The organism is Pseudoalteromonas sp. SCSIO 43201 (assembly GCF_023716725.1).
Classification (GTDB): domain Bacteria; phylum Pseudomonadota; class Gammaproteobacteria; order Enterobacterales; family Alteromonadaceae; genus Pseudoalteromonas; species Pseudoalteromonas peptidolytica.
Genome location: NZ_CP072683.1, coordinates 1,871,231 through 1,894,340, shown reverse-complemented (window position 1 = coordinate 1,894,340; position 23,110 = coordinate 1,871,231). Strand labels below are relative to the sequence as shown.

Here is a 23,110-nt window from a genome sequence, read left to right as displayed (position 1 = left end):
CTTACTTGTACCTCTTGTTAGTGCTTTGTAGATCTTGCGCTTTCAAATATTCAAGTTTTTCCGCTATTTGTTTTTCCAAGCCTCTTTGCGTAGGCTGATAGTATTGGCGCTCATGAATGGCTTCAGGAAAGTAGTTTTCTCCTGCTGCAAAGGCACCAGGCTCGTTGTGAGCGTAGCGGTATTCCTCACCAAAGCCCATTTCCTTCATTAATTTTGTCGGTGCGTTTCTAAGGTGTTCCGGCACTGGATAATTAGGGTCGCTCTGAGCGTCGTGTTTTGCTTGATTAAACGCCATATACACAGCATTACTTTTTGGGGCGCTGGCCAGATATAGCGTGGCCTGTGCTATTGCACGCTCTCCTTCGCTTGGACCTACACGATGATAAATATCCCACGCATTGAGCGCAACTTGCATGGCTCTTGGGTCAGCATTGCCAATATCTTCCGTGGCAATGGCAAGTAGCCGTCTGGCAACATATAAAGGGTCGCCCCCTCCCGCTAATATTTTACAGTACCAATAAAGTGCAGCATCAGGAGCACTGCCGCGAACGGACTTATGAAACGCAGAGATTAGGTCGTAATAGAGGTCGCCTTTGTTGTCATAGTTTGATAGTTGACTTGGCAATACCTGCTGCAATATTGGTTCATTGACTACATAGCGATCTATATCTGGGTCAAACCCTAAGTCTATCGCTTGCTCCAGTAAATTAAGTGCTTTCCTGGCATCACCTGAGGCAGCTTTGGCTATCAGATTTAGCGCATCATGGTCGATTTCAATTGCGTGTTTGGAAAGTTGCACATCTCTGGCTAGTGCATCTTTTTGTACCTGTATTAATTCGGCTTCATCTAGGGGTTGCAAAGTATATACCCGTGCTCGCGATAAAATAGCATTATTCAGAGCAAAAGATGGGTTTTCAGTGGTGGCGCCAATAAAAGTAAAGGTGCCATCTTCAATATGGGGCAAAAAGCCATCTTGCTGCGACTTATTGAATCGGTGAACCTCATCGACAAACAATAATGTTCGTTTACCAGATTGAGCAAGTCGATTTTTAGCATCAATCACCGCTTCGCGTACTTCCTTTACTCCAGCACTGACCGCTGAGAGTTGAATAAGCTCCGCATCTGCGTAATTAGCAATAATTTGTGCAAGCGTGGTCTTACCAACACCTGGTGGGCCCCAAAGAATAAGACTATGGCAGCGACCTGAGGCGATCGCTCGATACAATACAGAGCCTTTTGATAAAATATGGCTCTGGCCAACATAATGCGCTAACGTGGTTGGCCGCATTCTAGCGGCCAACGGTCTAACATCTGGGGTAAAATCAAAGCCTAAACTAGTCAACGCCTGTTTGGTCGTCCACGACCACTCCCTCAGGGATAACAAATTCAAAAGTGCGCTCAGCGACGGGCGCATTAACTTTGCTTTGTCTGAAATTAAATGTAGAGATTTGGCCTGAAATGTCGTTCACCGTTAATTGTGCGAGCCCCTCATTGGTAACATCAAACATCAACGCCAATTGCTCAACTTGAGAGTCAACTCTGTTCTTGGGTGTGATTAAGTACGCGTCGCCTTCGCGTTTTACCGCATACTTAGACCACTGGCTATTATCTTGCGTTGTTAACAGAACAAAAGGTGTTGTATCAATCAGTTTAGTTGTATCTAAAATCGTAACCTGTTCTGCAAAGGCATCATAATAATAGGTCGTTGTGCCACTTGAGACAAAAAGCGTATCGTCTGGCATCTCTTGCTGCCATCGGATCTTCAAAGGCTGTGCAAGTACAATGCTACCTGTGCCTGACTGTAATTCATTGCCCTCTTGATCTTTAACTACTTGCGAAAATTCGCCTTGAAAACTGGTTAAATTAGCAAGCTTGGCCTTTAGGCTCTGCATTGCGGCTTCATCGGCCCAAGCTGGTTGCATCGTTATGCTAGATAGCATCACAAGTAATGCTATTTTATTAAACTTCTTCATTAATTGGCTCCGCCTTTTACCAATACTTCTCGTGCGCCATTATGTCCAGGTGCACTCACGACACCAGACATTTCCATCTGCTCTACCAGTCGAGCAGCACGGTTATAGCCCACTCGTAACTTACGCTGAACACTCGACACTGACACTTTACCTGTTTCTATTACAAAGCCAACCGCTTCATCGTACAGCGGATCAGACTCGTCATCTCCACCTTCTGGCGCTTCTCCTGGTAACAAGATGTCTTCCGTTGCTTCCCCACATAGGATCTCTTCGACGTAATTAGGTTTACCTCGCGCTTTCCAATCATTAACTACCGCGTGCACTTCATGGTCATCAACAAACGCGCCATGGACACGTATCGGTACACTGGTACCTGGAGGCAAATACAACATATCCCCCATACCAAGTAAATTTTCAGCGCCTTGTTGATCCAAAATAGTTCGTGAATCAATCTTGCTCGATACTTGGAAGGCCATTCGCGTTGGAATATTTGCTTTAATTAGGCCGGTAATTACATCAACCGAAGGGCGCTGTGTTGCCAGCACCAAATGTATCCCAGCAGCTCGTGCTTTTTGAGCGATACGCGCGATTAGCTCTTCCACTTTTTTACCAACAATCATCATCATGTCAGCAAATTCATCGATGACCACTACGATGCTCGGGAGCTTATCCAGCATTTCTGGCTCATCCGCCATACCATCAGTGTCTTTAAAAAGTGGGTCAACAATGGGGTGTCCCGCTTCTTTTGCTTCTTTAATCTTCTGGTTGTAACCCTTTAGATTACGCACACCAAGCGCTGACATCAGCTTATAGCGACGTTCCATTTCCCCAACGCACCAACGTAGCGCATTCGCAGCTTCTTTCATATCAGTGACAACCTCACATAATAGATGTGGGATCCCTTCATAAACAGAAAGTTCAAGCATTTTTGGGTCTATCATGATCATGCGCACATCTTCTGGAGGAGATTTATATAGCAAGCTTAAGATCATGACATTAACGCCCACTGACTTACCAGAGCCAGTGGTGCCTGCAACCAACAGGTGTGGCATTTTTGCTAAGTCTGCCACTACGGGTTGTCCAGCGATATCTTTACCTAGCACCATGGTCAGCGGTGATGGGTTTTGTTCAAACTTAGGCGCGTCTATCACTTCAGATAAACGTACAATTTCACGGTGTTTGTTAGGTAACTCCAAACCTACATAAGTCTTACCTGGTATTACCTCTACCACTCGCACACTCACCGCTGACAAAGAGCGAGCGAGATCTTTGGCAAGACCAGTAATTTTTGCAACTTTAATACCTGGTGCTAAGTCAAGTTCAAAGCGCGTTACTACAGGACCTGGATAAACTCCCACCACGCTGGCTTGAACATTAAAGTCTAACAACTTGGTTTCTACCAACCGTGAAACCTGATCAAGCTCTTCTTGTGATATTGGGTTTTTAGCTTTATCGGGCCTATCAAGAAGTTCCAGTGACGGTAATGGGTCTGCCGGAGGCTGGGCTTCTAATAATGCTTCGAACTGCTCTTTTGCGCTCGGTGGTGGCTGATACCCTTTTGTGCTCGTTGTTTCACTGTTTTTTGTTCTGAGTGGCCGTGCTGGGGATACAACCTTAGTTTCATGAACCGGCGCTTCGTCGAGCGCATTGAGCGCAGCTACGGTATCTAATGGTTCATCCTCAATTGCGGAAAAATTAATCTCTTGCTCCAAGATATCGTCAAGCTCATCGAAAACGCATGGCTCTTGCTTAGGTGCCGCCTCTGTAACTGTGTCTGACGCTGAGGTTTGAATCGCTGTATCGTTGGTTTTTCTGAACAATTTATCTTTTAATTTGCCAAGACCACTTGGTGTCTCTTCATCATTTGTTGACTCCTGGTGGATAATGTCATCGTTTAAGACAGGCTCCATGGCATCACCAAGACCTTCACTGAATTTCGGTTCATCAACAGGCGCGCTAGCCGTTGATAATTCCGGCTCAGCTTTTACAGTATCCAGTTTATCTGCTGGTTGCTCATCTTTAGTGGTAAGCTTGTTTACCAACCAGCGTAGCCCAGCGACGACTTTTTCTCCAAGATAATCAACAAACTCCACCCAAGAAACACCGGTAAGTAATGTCATACCCGCAAAGAAAAAACATAACAGTAATATAGAGGTCCCCGTAAAATTAAAGGCAGGCATCATGGCGCCGGCGACAACATCCCCTACTACACCGCCAGATGAAAAGTTGTAGATATCATCAAAATTAATACTGCTAATGGCACTTGCTGAGGTGATGAAAAGTGTCGCACCAATAAGGCGTAGCCCAAGGGTTGTATAATCTAGCTGAAGGAGCTTATGTGGCTTTTTAAACAGTAAATAGCCAAGAAATTGCACTGCTGCGGGGATCAAAAATGCCAGCCACCCAAAACTCAGCAACAAAATATCTGCTAACCATGCACCAGCAGCACCGGTTATATTATTTACTTTTACGTATTCGCCGGATTGAGTCCAAGCAGGATCTGCTGGGTCGAAGCTTATCAACGCACACAACATAAATATTGCTGCTGCCGTGCTTACAATCAGACCTGTCTCTAAGAGGCGTTGCACACCATTTAAGCGCATTGTAATTAAACCTTTTTTTTGTTTCTTTTCTGGGCATATCAAGCCCAAAATGTCAGCAAATTAGTGATTTGCGTTAGTATTGCTGTATATACTTACACCTTACCAAGAAATACCTCAAGGTGCACAAGGTTTTATTACTTCTCCTTCCTCTCCTTTTACTTCTTCCATCACTACAAAAGTACGGCTCTCACTTATATTTGGCAATTTAAGGAGTATCTCACCTAATACCCCACGGTATTCAGACATATCGGTTACGCGTGTTTTAAGTAAGTAGTCAAAGCTACCAGAAACCAAATGACATTCTATGATCTCGTCATGTTGCTTCACCGCTTGATTAAATCTATCAAACACATCTGGTGAATTTTTATTCACTGTCACTTCCACGAACACTAAAAGCCCTTGCCCGAGTTTAGCAGGATCAACTACGGCTTTATAACCGCGTATAAAACCTTCGCGTTCTAACTTTTTGACCCGCTCTAGGCAAGGTGTTGCGCTTAAACCAATGCGTTTTGCTAATTCTACGTTAGAAATTCTGCCATCTTTTTGAAGTTCGACTAAAATCTTTCTGTCGATTCTGTCTAGTTGTTGGTGCATAAGGTAGTTTTTTATCCTGAATAGTTTGTTATTTTAGAGTATATCACTACCTTTAAATATTAAAACAGTGAGACACACTGGCTATAGGTAAATATAATAGTCAAAAATTTTACTCCGTTCTTATTTTGAGGCGAATATTATGATTATTGGTGTACCTAAAGAGATAAAAAATCACGAATACCGCGTTGGTATGGTTCCTGCGAGCGTTCGTGAACTAATCAATCACGGTCACGAAGTTGTTGTTGAAACCAATGCTGGTATCGGCATTGGTTTTACTGACGAAGATTATGTTCAGGTTGGTGCTAAAATTTTAGGCACTGCAGCTGAAGTATTTGCAACAGCAGATATGATTGTTAAGGTTAAAGAACCTCAAGCTGTTGAGCGTGCGATGTTACGTGAAGACCAAATTCTATTCACTTACCTTCACCTTGCACCAGACCTTCCTCAAACTGAAGATCTAGTTAAGAGCGGTGCAATCTGTATAGCCTACGAGACAGTAACTGACACACGCGGTGGTCTTCCATTACTAGCACCAATGTCTGAAGTGGCTGGCCGTATGTCTATCCAAGCTGGTGCTCAAGCGCTTGAAAAGTCACGTGAAGGTCGTGGTATGCTACTTGGTGGTGTACCGGGCGTTGAACCCGCTAAAGTTGTTGTGATCGGCGGTGGTATGGTTGGCCGTAACGCAGCACAAATGGCGGTAGGTCTAGGTGCAGACGTTACTATCCTTGACCGTAGCATCGACGTACTACGTTCACTAAATGCACAGTTTGGTAGCCAAGCTAAAGTTATTTATTCTACTGCTGATGCACTAGAGAAGCACGTATTAGAAGCTGACCTTGTAATTGGTGGCGTACTAATTCCTGGCGCAGCAGCTCCTAAGCTTGTGACTGCTGAACACATCAAAGCAATGAAGCCTGGTGCAGCAATTGTTGACGTAGCTATCGACCAAGGCGGTTGTATTGCGACGTCTAAAGCGACAACACACGCAGAGCCTACTTATATTGTTGATGACGTAGTTCACTACTGTGTAGCTAATATGCCTGGTGCAGTACCTCGCACTTCAACATTCGCGCTAAATAACGCAACGCTTCCTTACATCATCAAGCTTGCAAACTTGGGTTACAAAGCAGCGTTACTAAATGACAAGCACTTCATGGACGGCTTAAACGTTCTAAAAGGTCAGATAACGTGTAAAGAAGTAGCTGAAGGCTTCAACATGGAATATGTTGACCCGCGTACGGCACTTGAAAACGCTTAATCGCGATTGATACAACACACCTTAAAACACCACTTATCTTCGGATCTGTGGTGTTTTTTTATTGTCATTTTCCCAATCCCTGTCATTCGTTCCAATTAAAAGAATAAAAACTTTGAAGTAGAAGCTAACCGGCGTCTTGCTCTATGTGCTTATCTGGGTTTTCTATTTTTACTAGTCACAAGAGCACACAATCTTGCACACCTGCTAAATTACCAACGTCCTCTCGCAAAGCTTATACCAATTTGACTTAATACTTGCTCAATTTGAAGGAGTAAATCTGACGCTAACAGCGTTAAAAATTTTTCATTTAGAACAACTAAATAGCAAAATTTTTGCCTTGCCTATATGGATGTAGGTACCTTAGCGGTAGCAGGATGCGTTAGCGGAGTTATCGACAAGATTTTCTCGCCTCAAAATAGACCACTTAATTAAGCAAATTGGTATTACTTATTAAAAAGTCATCACACTACACGCAAGCCCAAGCTCTTTAGATAATGGATGATGGTGATCCGCCACCAATAAAAAAGACTGCAACCTTAGTTGCAGCCTTTTAGCAGTGAAAGTAACGTTGTTCGATTAACCGTTCAAGCTACTTGTCGCACTGTCTTACTCACCACTTTTGAAAGCGGTTTGTTGAGTGCTTTCTACATACCGCCAGTAGCATGATCAAATATATCCATATCGATACCGCACCAGACGATTTGTTTTGCACTTTAACATTATGGTTGTCCGAAGCTTTTACAGTCACACTAACGGTACCAGCAACAGCGTTACCATAACCATCACTAAGCATGTATGTAATAGTGTCAACACCAACAAATCCAGCTTTTGCAATATAGGTTAACACCCCATCTTGAGAAATGCTGACCGTACCTTGAGCCGCTGACGCTTCGATAATCGTTAGCGTGTCTCCATCAGCATCACTGTCATTTGCTAGCACATCAATGTTAATGCTAGCACCAGCATTAACCTGAGCTAAGTCTGGTTTTGCAACTGGTAGACGATTAGCAATTACCTGAATTTGCACCGTACCGTTGCTACTTGCTCCTTGCGAATCGCTCACTACATACTTAACTGTATCAACCCCAGCGAACCCAAGGTTAGACAAGTAGCTGAGCTTCTCACCCGATACAATTGTTACTGTACCATTAGTCGCTGAAGCTGAGCTAACGGTCAAGCTATCACCATCTGGGTCGCTGTCATTTGCTAATACATCAATCACTGTCGCTTTGTGGTGCATGGCTGTCACTAGCTCACCCTGTACAACAGGCGCTCGGTTACCCATTACTTCCACCACTACCTGACTATGCGCAGTACCACCTTGGCCGTCAGTAATACTATAAGTAATTACATCTGTGCCAACAAACTGCTCTGCTGCAACATACATCAGTGTTTGCTGTGCAGTAATTGTCACTTCACCAAACTGAGCAGAAGCTTGAGACAGAGATAAACTATCGTTATCAGCATCACTATCATTCGCTAACACATCAATTTCAATGCTGCTATTCCAAGGTAAGCTTGCGTTGTCTGCATTAGCTACTGGCTTAGCATTATCACTGTGGTAAACCGCAACACCACTTGGATCCACCACGGTACCATTAGCTTCTCCATCTGCGTCATTTGGTCCGCCATCTTGTACGACAATCTGAACACACCAATGACCTTCTGTTAGACCCGGTTGCCACTGCGTAGCTCCCGGTGGAGGACAGTAACCGATAGCACCAGCAGAGCTGAACACTTGGTTGTTTTCGTCTTCAACAAAGTCGCTCCAGCCTTTGGCTTGGGTAAACTTACGGTAAACTGCATTTGCTGGAATTGGTAACTGCTGCGGTAGCACCAAGCTATAGTTTTGACCTTGCTCAGGTAACCCATAAGCGATGTAGTCATAAATACCACCTATATTAGTCGCTTGTGTATCATTTACAAGTCCAGTTTGCGATCCAGATTCAACTTGCAAGCCACCGCTGCTGCTTAGTACCGAAACCGCTCCACGACGTAAACAAACACCTGGCTCACCTTCAGCTAAGAACGCAGTTTGATTATTAACTTGTGCAGGTACGACATTACACTCGTTAATCGCATCAAGATAATCGGCAATACCGTCACCATCACTATCTTGGTAACCCTCTTCGCTATCCGGGATAAGATCACCATCTGTGTCCGTATCATTCAAAGCAGCTAACTGCTCGACAACTTCAACATAGACTGTCTCAGAGGTATTTAAGCTAGGTGAACCATTGTCAGTTACCATTGATTTCACCGCGTGTACCCCAAGCGTTGTAGCGGTTGGATCAAACACAAATTGCGCAGGTTCGGTACTGAGGTTACTTAAATCTGATGACCAACTTACCGTTAATGTATCGGTTTTATTAGCATCTTTGGCCGCTGCTTTAATGGTTACAAGTCCACCAGCTTGACTTACCTTGATTCTCGTTTCGTTTTGTTGCCAAACGTTGAGATCTAACGTTGGTGCCACATTACTTTCACGAATAGTAATCGTAGTTTGATGTTTATTGCCCAAGTTCAATGCAGATGACAAGCTAACCGTTACCGTCTCGTCTTGCTCTGATGCACCATCGGCTGCGACATCAAAACTGATTTCCGCCTGTGTTCCCTTATCTATAACGACTGTTCCACTTCGTGCAGTATGGTCGTCAAAAGATGCAGTACCACCAATGGTATAACCAATTTCTAGTGGATAAGTCGGTGAAGTTCCGTTTAGCAGTACCTGTACCGTCACCGCTGAACCTTCAGATACAATTTGATCCTTACTCAAAGAGATAAGCGGGTTTACATTCAGCCTTTGAAGTTCAATAGACTCAAGTCCAGAGCTATCCACAGTACGCCAATAGACATCATGTTTACCCGGAGCAAATACCATTTTTGAGTCAACTAAAGCTACTGGCAGTACATTACCCTGTGCATCTTTTGCTGAGGCAACACCTAGGTTTACCTTGGTGTAAAGTGCTGTGGCATCTACCGTCAGATCCGCCGGTACTGTAAGGGTTGGTGCTTGAGTATTATCATTGCCCTCTATCACCAAGTTAACTTTTGCACTCGCGCGACCTTTATTGCCATCGGTTACCGAATATGACAGTGACACTGAGCCTGTAAAATCGTCAGGTGCTTGATAACTTATTGTTGCACCGCTTACCGTTGCGGCACCAATACTTGCTGTCACTCCTTCAACTTTCAGTACATCACCATCAATATCGGCGTCATTACCTAATACCGCAATGGTATAGTTATCATTAGCCGTTTTGTTGAGTGTTAAACTATCGTCTTGTGCAGTCGGTGCGTCATTCACAGGGTTAACTGTAATTGTGACCGTTGCAACATTTGACGTAAGCGCTTCATCACGGGCTACGTATGTAAAACTATCTTGACCATTGAAGTTGGCATTAGGAATATAAATCCAGCCATTTTCAACTGCGCTTAATACACCATTTTGAGGCTGCGTTTGCGCCGTTAATGTCAAACTATCGTTTTGTGCATCACTAGCCTTGGCGACAATATTCACACGGCTGTCTTCATTAACCTGTACTGCTTGGTCATCTGCAATTGGCGCTGTATTTCGTACAGTCACTGTGAGGTTAAATGGCGCTAATGAATCTGACAGTGCCCCATCTGATACACTGATCAACACATTAGCTGTCACACCAACATCACTACCCGTAGGCGTGCCTGATAGCTCACCAGTTTGCGGATTAAATGATGCCCATGACGGTCTGTTTGTGATGCTAAACGTTAAGTTCTGGCTATCAATATCCGATGCGCTAGGCGTGAAGCTATAACGGTCTCCTTCAACTACTGAACGTGGAGGCTGACCTGAGATCGTAGGCGCATCATTGACATTGATTACGGTCACAGAGAAGGCTTCAAGGCTTGCTTGTAATGTACCATCAGACACTGTCATCACCATCTCACCGGTCGTACCTACATCGCTTTGTCCTGGCGTTCCAGACAATGTACCTGTCGCACTATCAATAGTAAGCCAGGTTGGTTTATTGGTAATGGTGAATGTCAGCTTGTCACCGTCAATATCTACCGCTTCAGGTGTAAACGTATATAACTGACGCTCATTGATTTGTACTTTTGGCGAACCTGTAATTGTTGGCGCATCGTTGACATTTGTGACAGTCAAATTGAATGCCGCCAGACTAGCGCTTAGTTCACCATCAGACACAGTAATAACAATGGCGCTATTCTCACCAACATCCGCATTACTTGGAGTACCTGTCAAAGTACCGGTGTTTTTATCGATGCTTAGCCATTGAGGGTGGTTAGCAACAGAGTAAGTAAGCTGAGTTGAGTCAACATCTTGTCCGGTAGGAGTAAAGGAATATGCAGCCCCTTGCGCAACCGTCGTCACTGGGGTGCCTGTAATCGTCGGTGCGTCGTTCACCGCCTTAATGACAATACTGATTGAATCAGAAACAGTACCTGCGAGTACATCAGTCAGTTCCACGGTAACACTTCTGTTCAATGTGGAAGGATTCTCTGATGTGTTCTCATAGCGAAGCGCTCTAACGAGCGATTGTACGATAGCATTATTCGCTGCGCTTAAGTGCACAGTTAACTTATCACTCGCAGTCACCACACCGTCATTCGCGGTGCCACTTGCCTCTTCAATAGCGCCGATGATTGTGCTTTGGTAACTAATGTTGCCATTGCTGATGCTAAAGTCGCCATTTGTGGAAATACTTAAGCTATCTTGCGCCAATCCATTCGTTGTCACTGAGGCAACTAGTTTAGCCCCATTGCCCTGCCAGCTATTGTCTCCATCTGCGTCATCCGCAGTTGCTTGAGAGTCAAGTACTGTTGCCGCAGCATTTTCTGTGTATTCTACAGAATCGGCTAAAGCCAAAGTAGGCGCAGTGTTCACTGAAACATTAATCGTCACATCAGCGTGAGCAGAAGTACCACCTTCACCGTCAGTTAGGACAAAACGCACGACTCGTTCGCCCGCCGTACCTGCTGAGTTTTGGCTGTTATCATACTCTATTGCGTTAATCACAGTTGCAACAATCGCATTGGTCGCATTGTTGTTAAACGTAATGGTCAGCGCGCTGCCGTTACTACCACCTGTGTAGCTACCTACACTTGTTTGGTTGTATTCAACTTGGCCATTGTTAAGCGAGATTTCAGTACTACTGTCATCAATTGCTAAGACGTCTTCCGCAGTTTGTGCACCACTGGCAATCGACACGGTTAACATCCCACCATTGAAGGTGTCAGTATCAATGTCAGTAACAGTAACTGCACTGTTTTGATTAACAATCACAAAGTTTTGCGCTGAGGCATTGTAATCAAACTGATCACCATTCAGGTTATTGATAACAGGTGCGTCGTTGACATCGGTAATATCAATATTCACTGTTGCCAGCTGCCCTGAACTACTGCCATCACTGCCGCTGATAGTGATCAGTGCTTGATCATTACCTTGGCTATTAGCCTCACCTGTGTATGTAAGATTTGAAACCGTATTGAGGTAGGCATCAATCGCACTCGGTGCTCCTGTTAAAGTAATGGTTTTCCCATCTGATGATAAGGTAGCAGTTACACCAATCGCTGAACCATCAGCAGGTGTATCAAATGACCCCTTATCCACTTTAATCGTCAATGTCACACTCGCGCTATCTGGGTCAATAATCGTTATAGCCGATAAATCCAAGCTTGAGCTCGCATCTTCTGTTACAGAAACATTGGCAGGCGGTGTCGTTACAGACACAGCATCATTAACTGGATACACGGTAAAATTGAAGGTTTGCCCAGTCACTGGTGCCGCATTGTCCTCACCACCATCAGCAAGCGAGAATACAAAGCTATCTGATGTGGTTTCACTGCCATCATGCACATAAATTAGCATCTTGTCGTTGACATTTTTTTGCGTGAAGGTTGCGTTGAGCGACAGTTTTTCGCTGTCAATTGGATTTTTATCTTTATTTGCATCGATATACAAATCGCCATGTGACGGTAATGTAGTCACTGTATAAGTCAAACTTTCGCTATCATCATCTACATCCTCAGCCATGAATCTATCTTTTAGGATAAAGCCTTTGCTACCTTCGCTTATGCTCAAGCCAGAGTTGCGTAACTGCTTTGGTGCATCATTGACAGATGTGATAGTGATTGTTGCTGTATCTGAGGTATTTGAGAATGCGGAAGTCCCACCTTTAGATGTAGCATCAAACGTGCCACTAGCTGTACCCGCCGATTTATCCCACGCAACAAAAGTCATTCTTGATGTACCGTTGTAGTTTGCATTTGGAACAAAGCGTACTTTATGTGTATTTGCGCCACTGAGCGACCCATCTAGCAAGCGAGCTACGGCTGTTAGGTCAACAATTTGGTCTGATGTCACACTGAAATCATCCCAAGAGCTACCGTTATCCGTAGTATATTGCCATTTACCATTGGTATTATCGACTGTGGTAACGGCAATGGCTTCAACGGCACTGCCATCAACATCACCGATTGAGTTATCAACCACTAGCGTAGCAATATCAACACCAACGTTATTGGCATCTGATACATCTTCAATAATTGATGTAAATACAGGCGTTTTGGTATCATCCAATGTTGGTGCATCGTTCACTTCCGTAATGCTAACAACCGTTTGATTTGTACCCGCACTACTTGCAATACCATCGTTAAATGCCCACACAAGTGTGACTGATGTATCTGGCGCTTCAGAGCTATTTGAGTAAGTAATACTTTGCAATACACCTGCAACAATGGACGTTGTGGCGCTGCTGTTAAAGGTCAACTTCAAGGTACCAGCGCTATTAGTGGTAACCGTACCTACGGCAACACTACTGTACTCAATATTCTGGCCTTGCACTAATGTGCCTAACGCACCTGTGTTGGCAAAAACATCGCTGGCATTGGCCGCACCGCTTCGTGTGATAGTCAGGCTTGCACCATCATAATTACCACTGTTACTGCTCAGAGCATCAAGCTCCGTATCCGATACCGATACATTAGCATCTAAGATCACTGCTGAGCCATTTTCAGTAAATGTAGGGGTGCCATCAAGATCAGCAAAGACTGGCGCATCGTTTTCATCCAACGTAATAGTCACGGTTTGTGTACCAGACTCAACAGCATTATTTGTTGTGATTGCTGCAATGTCGATGATCACAGTTTCGTTATCATCAACAACACTGTCATCCACCGCAGTTACTTTAAATGTTTTAGAGGCGCTGCCTGCGGCAATTGCCACACTGCTGCTGATATTGTCAGAGAGACTGTAATCAGTACCTGAGCCTGTAGCCGTGCCTGTTACATTGATACTGACCGTTACCGCATTGGTTGCTGTTACCGCGTTACCAGCTGAATCTTTCAAAGAAAGCGTTAACGTTGCAATGCCGCCTTTTTCACTGACCGTTGTATTATCAACACTCAACTCTACATTCGGCGCAACCGTAAAGGCAAAGCCGGTATTATTACTGAAACCTGCAAAGGCATTACCGTTTTCATCGGTTAAAAACCCTGAGTCCATACGGATGGCATAGCGCAACCCTGCTGACAGATCAGCACTTGGGTTAATCGTTAAGGTATCACCTGATAAGCTGATCTTAGGACTGTCAACTGCAAAGGTTTCAATTACATTGCCGTTACTATCTACCAACGTGATAGTGCCGCTAGTGCCAAGTTGCATCGCTTCTGTGAACTTCAGCGTTAAGTCACCAGTTGCTGAAACACCAAAACCACCATTGGCAGTTGAGGAGCCAGCAGTGTCAATAGCAGGTGCCACACCATCAATAACTAACGCCTTGCTGGCAGCAAGCGAGTTGGCCGCACTTGGTGTTGCCAGCGTTAATGTTGCATCATTGCCCGCCGCATCTTTAATTGTGCCACCGTTCAAACTCAGCGCAGTCGTTGAAATATAATCAAGGTCACTGCTAACATCACCCGTTTTCACGGTGTAGTTAAAGGTTACAACAGAATCAGATACCGACGTGAAGTGTACAACTCTATCAACATCACCGGTTTCAAGCGTTAAAGTGGGTGCGCCTGTTACAGTGATATTTTCAGAAAACGTCACCTGAATCGCAATTTCATCACCCACTTTATAAGTACCATCAGCTTTTGAGGAAGAAACACTCGAAACCGTAGGGGCAATGGTATCAACCAGTACGTTGTCAGTATTAACGCTACTTAGCGTGGTATCAAAGGTATTGCCTGCCGTATCGTTCAGAGTTGCGTTGTTCAGCGCAAAACTGGTGATACTGATTCCATCTAAATCTTCATCGCCTTGCACCACAGTATAAGAGAATTGTAATTGGCTAGTAGGCGATGTGGTTGTGCTGGTATCAAGTGCAACCGTTTTGCTACCAATCGTCAGATTAAGTTGAGGCTTACCTGCGGAAGTATTTAGCGTCACCGACTCGGATAACGTCGCGGTAAAATCAAGCGTTTCACCCGCTGTATAGGTTTTATTGCTCGGTGGCATCAGTGAAGACACTTTAGGTTGTGTAGTATCAACACGTACACCCGTTAAATCAGCCACATTGGCCAGCGATACATTTAAACTATTGCCCGACGCATCTTGGATTGTGCCACCATTGGTATCTACCATACTGCCCAGCTCTAGACCATCTGTATCATTATCGCCAGCCTGTACTGTGTATCTAAAAGTCAGCGCGGTTTTGCTGCCGTTACTATTATGGTAACTTGCATAGCGCGTTGTGCTCCCTACTTTTAGGGCGATACGTGAAGTGCCAGAGGTTGTGGTTACATCCAATGCTTCCGATACATTAACCACAAAATCAATGATGTCATTTTCTTTATAGCTTGCACTCGTGGACGTAGTAACCGAGCTTACCGTCGGCTTAATTGTATCAACCGTGATGGTAAAGGTTTTTTCAGCAGAGGTATCCACCCCACCGTTGGCCGTACCGCCATTATCTTGTACTTGCACCGCGATAGTTGCAGTGCCATTCACATTCAATGCTGGCGTGTAAGATAACTGACCACTTGTGTTAATTGCTACATTGGTGACCACATTATTCGCATCACTTTGTTCACTCACCAAGTAACTAGTGACCGATTGTACTGCGTTCGCGTCACCATCGCTGCTCATTGACGCAAAGTTAGCAACCACTTGTTGATTACCCGCTGCTGCGTCTCCGCCAATTGAAATATTGCTACCCAAGCTCAGCGTTGGTGCATCATTCACTTCGGTAATATCAACGTTTACCGTTGGGTTGCTCGCCAAGTTATTAGTGCCATCGTTGGCGGTGATGGTGATCAGTGCTTGGTTGTCACCACTGGCATCAGTTGCTGATTTATACGTGATATTGCTTGCGGTATCTAAAAAGGCGTTAATATTCGCAGCACTGCCAGCGAGGGTGATCACTTTTTTATCACTCGAAAGTGCGCGGCTAGTTAACGTACCAGCGCTCGATAAGCTTTCAAATGTGCCGTTATTGACCGTTAAGGTTACCGTGAGGGCATCGTTATCGACATCCGCAAATTGCACTGCAGATAGAGTAACGTTACTTGCAGTATCTTCTAACACACTAATATCTGACGGCGAGCCAGATACTGTCGGCGCTGCATTAGGTGCCGCTTCGGTGGTAAAGTTCAGAGTGGTGTTATCGCTGATGCCCGCAAAGGCATTGTTATAGCTGTCTAATATGGCACCGCTATCAATTTTAACCGCGTAATTTGTGCTATAGGCAAGATCGCTTGCTGGATTAATATACAATTTACTGCCACTGATACTCACCTTGCCTGCGCCAGGAGTGGTGGTTGTGCCATCCGAATTTGTGGTAACAGAGAAGATTTCTGAGCTGGCTGCGCTAACGTTATATAAGGTGATATTACCCGTGCCAAGCTTGATATTTTCGCTAAATGCTACCGTGATATCTGCGCTACGTGAAATACTGGTTGCGCCATCCTGAGGGCTTGACTGCGCAATATCTAGGTTTGGAGCAGCTCTATCTACCGTATGCACCGCACCAGTAAAGCTGGCCACATAACCATTATTGTTATTACCATTACCATCGCCATCAACAATATTAGTATTACTGTTTAAGTCCAGCCTTAAAGTGCCTGCACCGCTGATATTGCCCACTGTGACATCAATCGTGCTGCCAGAAGAGCCCGACACACTGTTCACAAACCCTCTAGCGTTTCCCGATACGGTGGTAACTGTAAAGTCATCAATTGAGACATTTGAAGCTGACTCATCAAAAGCCACGGTATAGGTGACGGATGAGTCGCCTTCACTTGGACTGTCTTTTAGATTGATAGAAGAAACAACAGGGGGCGTGGTGTCAGTGTCGGGTTGCGCATTGACATTGTCAACAACCAAACTAAGGAATGAGACGTTACGAATATCTTCTCCACCCGCGTTTTCATGTACTGTAAATTCAATAGAAGAGACGCCCGTAACAGGAGAGAAAGAACCAAAAAGGTCAGCTAAACCAGCCGAAGTACTGTTTGAAAGTTCAGTCAGCTCGGTCAGTTTAAATGTTGAATTTGAAAGTGTATCACCATTGGCATTTTTAAAAACGACCTGAGTAGCTGTAGTCAGTTTGACTTGTGTTGAACCATAAGCATGTATTTTAATATCAGTGACATCAAAATGTGTTACGTTGCTTCCATTGGCTTTAAATATAAAGGTTTGTGGCGAGCCTCCACTCACCGGACTAATAGTGTCATCACCTGGGTCTGCTAAATTATTTGATATCAAATAGCCACTATAGTTGGTTAATGTCCTGAACCCTGTGCCGCCAGAATCGACGCCTCCAATGTCAGCGAAGCGGATTGTTTGCTCTGTACTTGCACTAATAGCAAAAGACGTTGATGTGATAAGCAAAACAGCTAGCGTATTCAGCATTTTAACAATGCTCATTGATAATCTCCATAACACTGCATATACCCTTTCAAGGCAGATTGACGACAGCTCGCCTTAATTTGGCCGCTATACATAACTAATTCCTTAAAAATAATGAGGCGCTCATGCTCATATCTAAGCGCCCTAAAAACCACTAGCTTCGTGATGGATAAATGCCAATATCGGCAATGACAAACTTAACAACAATGCTTGGTTGGTAATTGGGTATTGGCGATGATGCGCCAGTGCTTCCTACATCGACTTTAACATCAACAGCAGTATTTATCTGACTAAATCCGCCATTGATTTGTACTGCATCCCCGGCCATTTGCACATCCGATGTAGTCGAATACGCCTTGGTAATAGGCGTTGTTACTCGACCATTAACAAGCTCACCAGTTGCCCAATAAGCCCCATTGGCATCATCTGTATTACCCAAACCGTTTTTCGCGTTTACGGTTAAGTTGCCAACAAAACCCTGTGCAACACTTGTCGCTTCAGCTGTGGCTATGGCTGTATGACTGTGTGCTGGCAGCTGAGTGACATTCAAATAATTATTTTCATAACCAAATACCCCCCCTTGTGGTTTGTATGTCAAACCAGGACCGGCCCCATCCCCAATCGGACCACGGCCTCGAAAATCAGGCAAACCAAAACTGACACGGCCATCACCACCATACATAGTGCCCAATAGCGAGTATAAGGCCGAACTAGAGCCGATACTTATAATTCCACCCCCGCAAGCGAAATAACCACGAGGTATAAAGCTGTAACCGACCATTTCGATCTCACCAATATATACACCATCACTCATTTTTTATTCCTTCTTTTTTATTTTAAATTCATTCCGGCTTGTAAGTTGGCCTGCATAGCAAAGCGGTATCCATCAAACACCCCTTCACTGCTGCTTACCACATCTACTTTTACCGCTTGTTTATTTGTTAGGGCAAGCACTAGGCCGCCAGAGGTTGATAACGTAATAATGGTGCCCGCTTTTACGCCGTAAGTTGGCTGCGGGCTAATCGTCACTTGTAATAACTGACAAACCGCGTGGCCAATACGTAACCGTGCGCCACCAAAATACGGATTTGCAGCACGAACTAAGTTAACAACTTGCTCTGCACTGTCGGTTTGCAAATGAACAAACAAATCTGCCTCATTCAGAGTGGGCAAATTCTTTGGGACAAATGGTCGGCAAAGCGCAGTTTGCTCCAAGCTATCGACATCACTAACAAGCGGTTGTAACAGGTTAGGTAATTGCATGATTAGCTTTTTGTGTAGGGTGCCCGCAGTATCGTGGCTATCTATCGTGACATCATGGCTCAATAAAACGGTTTGCTTTTTTACACACACCGCTATCAACGCGCAGCTAGATTGCTGACTATAAATACTATGAAACACTGCATGTTCAACAGTTGCATTGCTGTTTTGTGCAACTTGAACCTGCACAATATTCTGTGCGCTTTGTAACTTACATAGAGGTTCATAGGGTAAATGGTAACTAATGAATCGACTCCCTTGCCAAGTTTGCTGAGCAGAAGCCAAAACATCTTCATCTAAATTTGTATGATAGGCATGTGGCACATCAAAGTGCTGCGCCGCCGCAGCATGTTGTTGAGCAACTGACTCAGGGCAATACACGCTTAATATACCAGCAAGAGCATTCATCTGAGCTAAGCATTCAATTGCCGGAGTTGCAACTGGTGAACTGGCCAATAAAATCACTTTTTCCATATTAATCCCTTACGCCAAAGTAGGTAAAAAGCCAGGCATGCCACAGAGCTTGTAATAAAACTTGAGCTTATCGCCCCCTTTAACGAGTAAATCGTCTGGTTCAGACGCCTTGGGTTTAAAATCAATACACACCGACATGTCCGCCAACGGATGCGTGATCCCAGAGTCATATTGATCAATCACCTCTTCGCCATCGACATACAGCTTGGCGCTGAGCAATAAAATACGCTTAGGCATATCTTCCACATTATGTGGGATGGTCACTTGATTTGCCTCAATCAAATCAAAACCATCGCCCAAAGGCATAATGGCAAGTTGCTTTAAGGTGGTAATATTAAGTGTAAAAATGGTACCAAGGGAGATGCGCTCAGCGCGGATCTGTTCGTTTATAAAACTTGAGTGACTGCGCTCTTGTTCTTTCCATTGATCAACAAATTCCCGTTGTGGCACAGTAAGTAGCGCTTCTACAACTATTTCGTTTGGCAAGAGGTAAGCATCATCAGCTAGAAACGTTGCAAGGTGGCGCATAAAACTCATGTGTCCTTCTTTACTCAAACCATGCTGCATCGCCTCTATAACTAAAATATCAATCGGCTCACTTGGCTTATACTCCATTACATCCATACAGAGTATCTCAATATTGTCGGTGTCCAGACCCAGATTCTCTACAGTACGCTCCAACACTTTTTTTGCACCGGGCTGAATGTCTATTAATGTAATCTTTAACGGGCGCTGATAACGATTATGTGCATTGACATAACACAGAAGCGGTAAAACAAGTGGGGCAAATGGACCACAAGCAGGATAAACCAGATGCAGTGGCTCTTGGCTTTGTCCTTCAGCCTTTGATAGCACTTTATCAAGCCCGCGAATAAACGCTTTGACCCGATAAATATCATTGACTGTCGACACCGCATCTTTAACAGCCATCACTAACCCTGTGGCGTTGACGTAGGAATGTGTCACTTCTTCTTCGGGAAGCGCAAGTTCTTGATAAAGTTCTAGTAGAGACTCTGAAAAATCAGCAAAAACCGCCACCAGCTGATCATGTGTTTGTGTTTTAGCAAGTAAAGTTTCAACAACGCTACAGCAGTGTTTTATCAAGACACTACTGCTAGCAAACGCATCGCCTTTTAATTGGCGGGTAAGTTGACTACGCAGTGATTGGTTAAATAGTCGCTCTAAGCTTGGATCAACAGAACTGAGCTGTTGCTTTTCACCCCAAGTTTGAGATGGTTCGTTGCTTTTTTTCATATTCGCTTTCCTAAGCTTCGTGAAGGTGTGGACACTATATGACAATACACACGGCGGCACACTTGCATTATGATTTAAAGCCAGTTAAACCATATAAACTTTCATGTGCGATAATTCTTTTTAGTAACCTCATTCTAAGTAGCGCGAGCATATCGTATCAACAAGATTCAATGACATTAAAAGCCCCCACATTAACCTTATGAATTAGTTGATAAAAAATTAGGAATTTTGATTTTCCCATTAAATAGCATTGTTTTGATAATGTCAATTACACCCTATTACACCCAATTTCTTTATTGTTAAAAAGGCGCCACTTGCTTTCATGGTAAATAGCCTCGCTTTTTAGGCTTCATGAGAAGTAATAAATCAGATGCGTAATAAAAGTATTCCTGTTGGTGAATATTTAGGGATTAGATCACGCGGTATAGAGCGATATTCAATAAACATCGAAGGTCATAAATAGAGTCAAACTCTTCATTCAAGCGCTATTAGTGAGTAGCAAAGTTCTGGATGAAGTAATCATGTACATGCCTGTAATATCAACTGAAGTATTTACCTCCCTTAAACAATAAAACAGAGCTTCAAATGAAGTCCTGTTTTATTACTGTGTAGCAATACGCCTAAAAGGCTAGTTGATTTTTTGGGTTGGTTGCGTAGTGGTGGTGTCGTTTGAGTCGGAACCTGAACCGCCACCGCATGCAGCGAGAATCATTGCCGAGACAATTGTTGCCAATACTGCTTTGTACATGGTGCTTTCTCCTCTTGTAAGTCTTAAAGAATAGGAAATGCACCATGAATAAATAACTGATAAAAACGCAATAATTCGAAATACCTTCAAATGTCGCGCAGAAGTTTTGGCATTTTCTCATTAACTGTCATAACTTTAATGTATCAATACTGTTGGAGTATGGCTGTGAAGTTTAAACACAAAGTTGTATCCGTCTCTGCGTTTGTACTTTTATTCGCGTTACTCGTTTTATCTGTTATTCAGTACCTATCAGTACGTGCAGCAATAAAAACGCAAACGGCGCAGAGCATCAATGAGATAATTCAAGGGATTGGTAATACCGTCACAGCGCAAATGAAAGGGGCAACCGACTTAGCTGCGCTCACAACCAACCTAGTCGCTGCAACAGATACTTTAGAAGGCGCTTTTCCCATACTTTCTCAACCACAGCTTACCGACGCTTTTCTACTTATCGGGTATGGTGAAGAGCAAACGGGTCGATACGTTGCCAGCGACCCCGGCTGGAACCCTGGTGCTAATTGGGATCCCAGAAAACGGCCTTGGTATACCGATGCAAAAAATGCACGTGAACTCATCATTACCTCCCCTTATGCCGATGCGGTCAGCAATGAAATCGTTGTGTCGATAGGCGCGCCTGTTTTTAAACAAGGACAATTTAGCGGTGCTATTTTCTATGATGTGAGTTTAGCTAAACTTGGCGAGATGATTAATTCATTTAACCTGCTCGATGCAGGTTATGCGTTTATGGTGAGCAAAGATGGCTCAACCATCTCACACCCCGATGTCAACCTAAATGGTAAGCCTTCAACAGAATTTCTCGGCCAAATCAAACCATCGGAGTCGTTACAATACGTTAAGGTCGATGGCGAAGATAAATTGGTGCTATTTAAAGAAGTGACAGACCTAGACTGGTATTTAGGGGTCATACTAGACGAAAACACCGTGTTTGCCGCTCTCTCACAACTAAGAAGAAATGCAGCTGTGTTTGCGTTTATTTCCGTTGTGCTGGCAACACTGTTGTTATCGCTCGTTATAAGTTGGCTATTAAGACCTCTCGATGAAATCAACACTGCAATGGCTGCCATTGCAAAAGGCAATGCCGATTTAACGGTACGACTAAACACAAACCATGAACCCGAGTTTTCTGCCTTAGCAACGAACTTTAACGCTTTCACCAACACATTAAGAACACTTATTGTAAATATTCAACGCTCAGGGCATGAAGTGCTCAGCGATGCTCAGCACACATCTCACGTCGCGGCTCAGTCTCGTCAAGCCATAGAAACACAATTAGAAACGATAAAGGTATTAAATAATGCGACGACACATATGTCTGCAACAGAGCATCAAGTAACTAAGTGCGCCCAAGAGGCAGCACAAGCGATAAAAGATACCGATCAGGTTGCTATTCAGGGTGAGGCTATCGTTGCCGAAACTACCAATACTATTGGAGCATTATCGAATCAAATCAGCTCAGCGATGAATGTTGTCACAGAGCTTGAAAGTTCATCTACTGCCATCGAACAAATCCTTTCTGTGATAAACAGTATTGCAGAGCAAACTAACCTACTTGCCTTAAATGCAGCAATTGAAGCCGCAAGAGCTGGCGAGTCAGGTAGAGGCTTTGCGGTTGTTGCCGATGAGGTACGCTCGCTTGCTCAGCGCACTCAAGAGGCCACAACCGAGATCAGAGGCATGATAAACCAACTGCAATCAGGATCTGAAAACGCAGTTACCGTTATGAAGCAAAGCCAAGATTATGTAGAGAAAACCGTAGATAAAGCTGAGCAAACTCGCCACGCGCTAGAGGATATGAGAAGTGCTATTCGCCATATTGTTGAACTTAACTCTCGTATTGCCGATATGCTACACGAGCAAAATGACATTGTAAGCAACGTTAATAATAGTAGCGCATCAATAAAAGAAATTTCTGAGTCAGTATACAATGAAGCGAGAAGTGTTGATTCAACCATGCAGTCACAAGTTGATAAAATTACTGGTCAAGAGCAATTACTTGAGCAATTCAAAGTTTGATTATCACTAAACTAAACCGTTACTATAGAGGTAATAGAGGCAGTAAGCGCCGTAGTGCCA

General features: G+C 44.1%; 10 protein-coding genes. 2 read left to right on the top strand and 8 right to left on the bottom strand.

All coding sequences use genetic code 11. The features are described 5' to 3' along the window. Window position 1: 1 nt before the first annotated feature. From J8Z24_RS08140 to lrp, 4 genes are all read right to left on the bottom strand, one after another. Window positions 2-1,342 (bottom strand): replication-associated recombination protein A, encoded by a 1,341-nt coding sequence (locus J8Z24_RS08140; protein WP_252095627.1) that lies wholly within the window; start codon window positions 1,340-1,342, stop codon window positions 2-4. Continuing rightward, window positions 1,335-1,973 (bottom strand): outer membrane lipoprotein periplasmic chaperone LolA, encoded by a 639-nt coding sequence (gene lolA / locus J8Z24_RS08135; protein ID WP_176031722.1) that lies wholly within the window; start codon window positions 1,971-1,973, stop codon window positions 1,335-1,337. The genes J8Z24_RS08140 and lolA overlap by 8 nt, the downstream gene beginning before the upstream one ends. Further along, complete coding sequence (locus tag J8Z24_RS08130; protein ID WP_176031721.1) at window positions 1,973-4,576, bottom strand: DNA translocase FtsK; 2,604 nt, start codon at window positions 4,574-4,576, stop codon at window positions 1,973-1,975. The genes lolA and J8Z24_RS08130 overlap by 1 nt, the downstream gene beginning before the upstream one ends. A 114-nt stretch (window positions 4,577-4,690) precedes the next feature. Continuing rightward, the gene (lrp, locus tag J8Z24_RS08125) at window positions 4,691-5,170 is read right to left on the bottom strand and encodes a leucine-responsive transcriptional regulator Lrp (RefSeq protein ID WP_125251392.1); all 480 of its coding nucleotides are present in this window, start codon (window positions 5,168-5,170) and stop codon (window positions 4,691-4,693) included. 139 nt (window positions 5,171-5,309) lie between these two features. On the opposite strand from lrp, the gene ald reads away from it, so the two are divergent. Beyond that, a complete protein-coding gene (gene ald, locus J8Z24_RS08120) occupies window positions 5,310-6,431 on the top strand; it encodes an alanine dehydrogenase (RefSeq protein ID WP_147391188.1) in 1,122 nt (373 codons plus the stop codon). A 610-nt stretch (window positions 6,432-7,041) separates the two neighbouring features. On the opposite strand, the gene J8Z24_RS08115 is transcribed toward ald, so the two are convergent. The 4 genes from J8Z24_RS08115 to J8Z24_RS08100 all read right to left on the bottom strand — a co-directional run bounded on the left by J8Z24_RS08115 (window position 7,042) and on the right by J8Z24_RS08100 (window position 20,268). Continuing rightward, window positions 7,042-17,298 carry an Ig-like domain-containing protein gene (locus J8Z24_RS08115; protein WP_252095587.1) on the bottom strand — a complete coding sequence of 3,419 codons (10,257 nt, stop codon included), beginning with the start codon at window positions 17,296-17,298 and terminating at the stop codon, window positions 7,042-7,044. Window positions 17,299-17,434: 136 nt separating this feature from the next. Further along, window positions 17,435-18,094, bottom strand: a complete 660-nt coding sequence (locus tag J8Z24_RS08110) for a phage tail protein (protein WP_252095586.1) — start codon at window positions 18,092-18,094, stop codon at window positions 17,435-17,437. Between the two features lie 17 nt (window positions 18,095-18,111). Next, window positions 18,112-19,014 (bottom strand): hypothetical protein, encoded by a 903-nt coding sequence (locus J8Z24_RS08105; RefSeq protein WP_252095585.1) that lies wholly within the window; start codon window positions 19,012-19,014, stop codon window positions 18,112-18,114. Between the two features lie 9 nt (window positions 19,015-19,023). Continuing rightward, complete coding sequence (locus J8Z24_RS08100) at window positions 19,024-20,268, bottom strand: SAM-dependent methyltransferase (RefSeq protein ID WP_252095584.1); 1,245 nt, start codon at window positions 20,266-20,268, stop codon at window positions 19,024-19,026. Window positions 20,269-21,175: 907 nt separating this feature from the next. On the opposite strand from J8Z24_RS08100, the gene J8Z24_RS08095 reads away from it, so the two are divergent. Continuing rightward, complete coding sequence (locus J8Z24_RS08095; RefSeq protein ID WP_252095583.1) at window positions 21,176-23,050, top strand: methyl-accepting chemotaxis protein; 1,875 nt, start codon at window positions 21,176-21,178, stop codon at window positions 23,048-23,050. Window positions 23,051-23,110 lie beyond the last annotated feature (60 nt).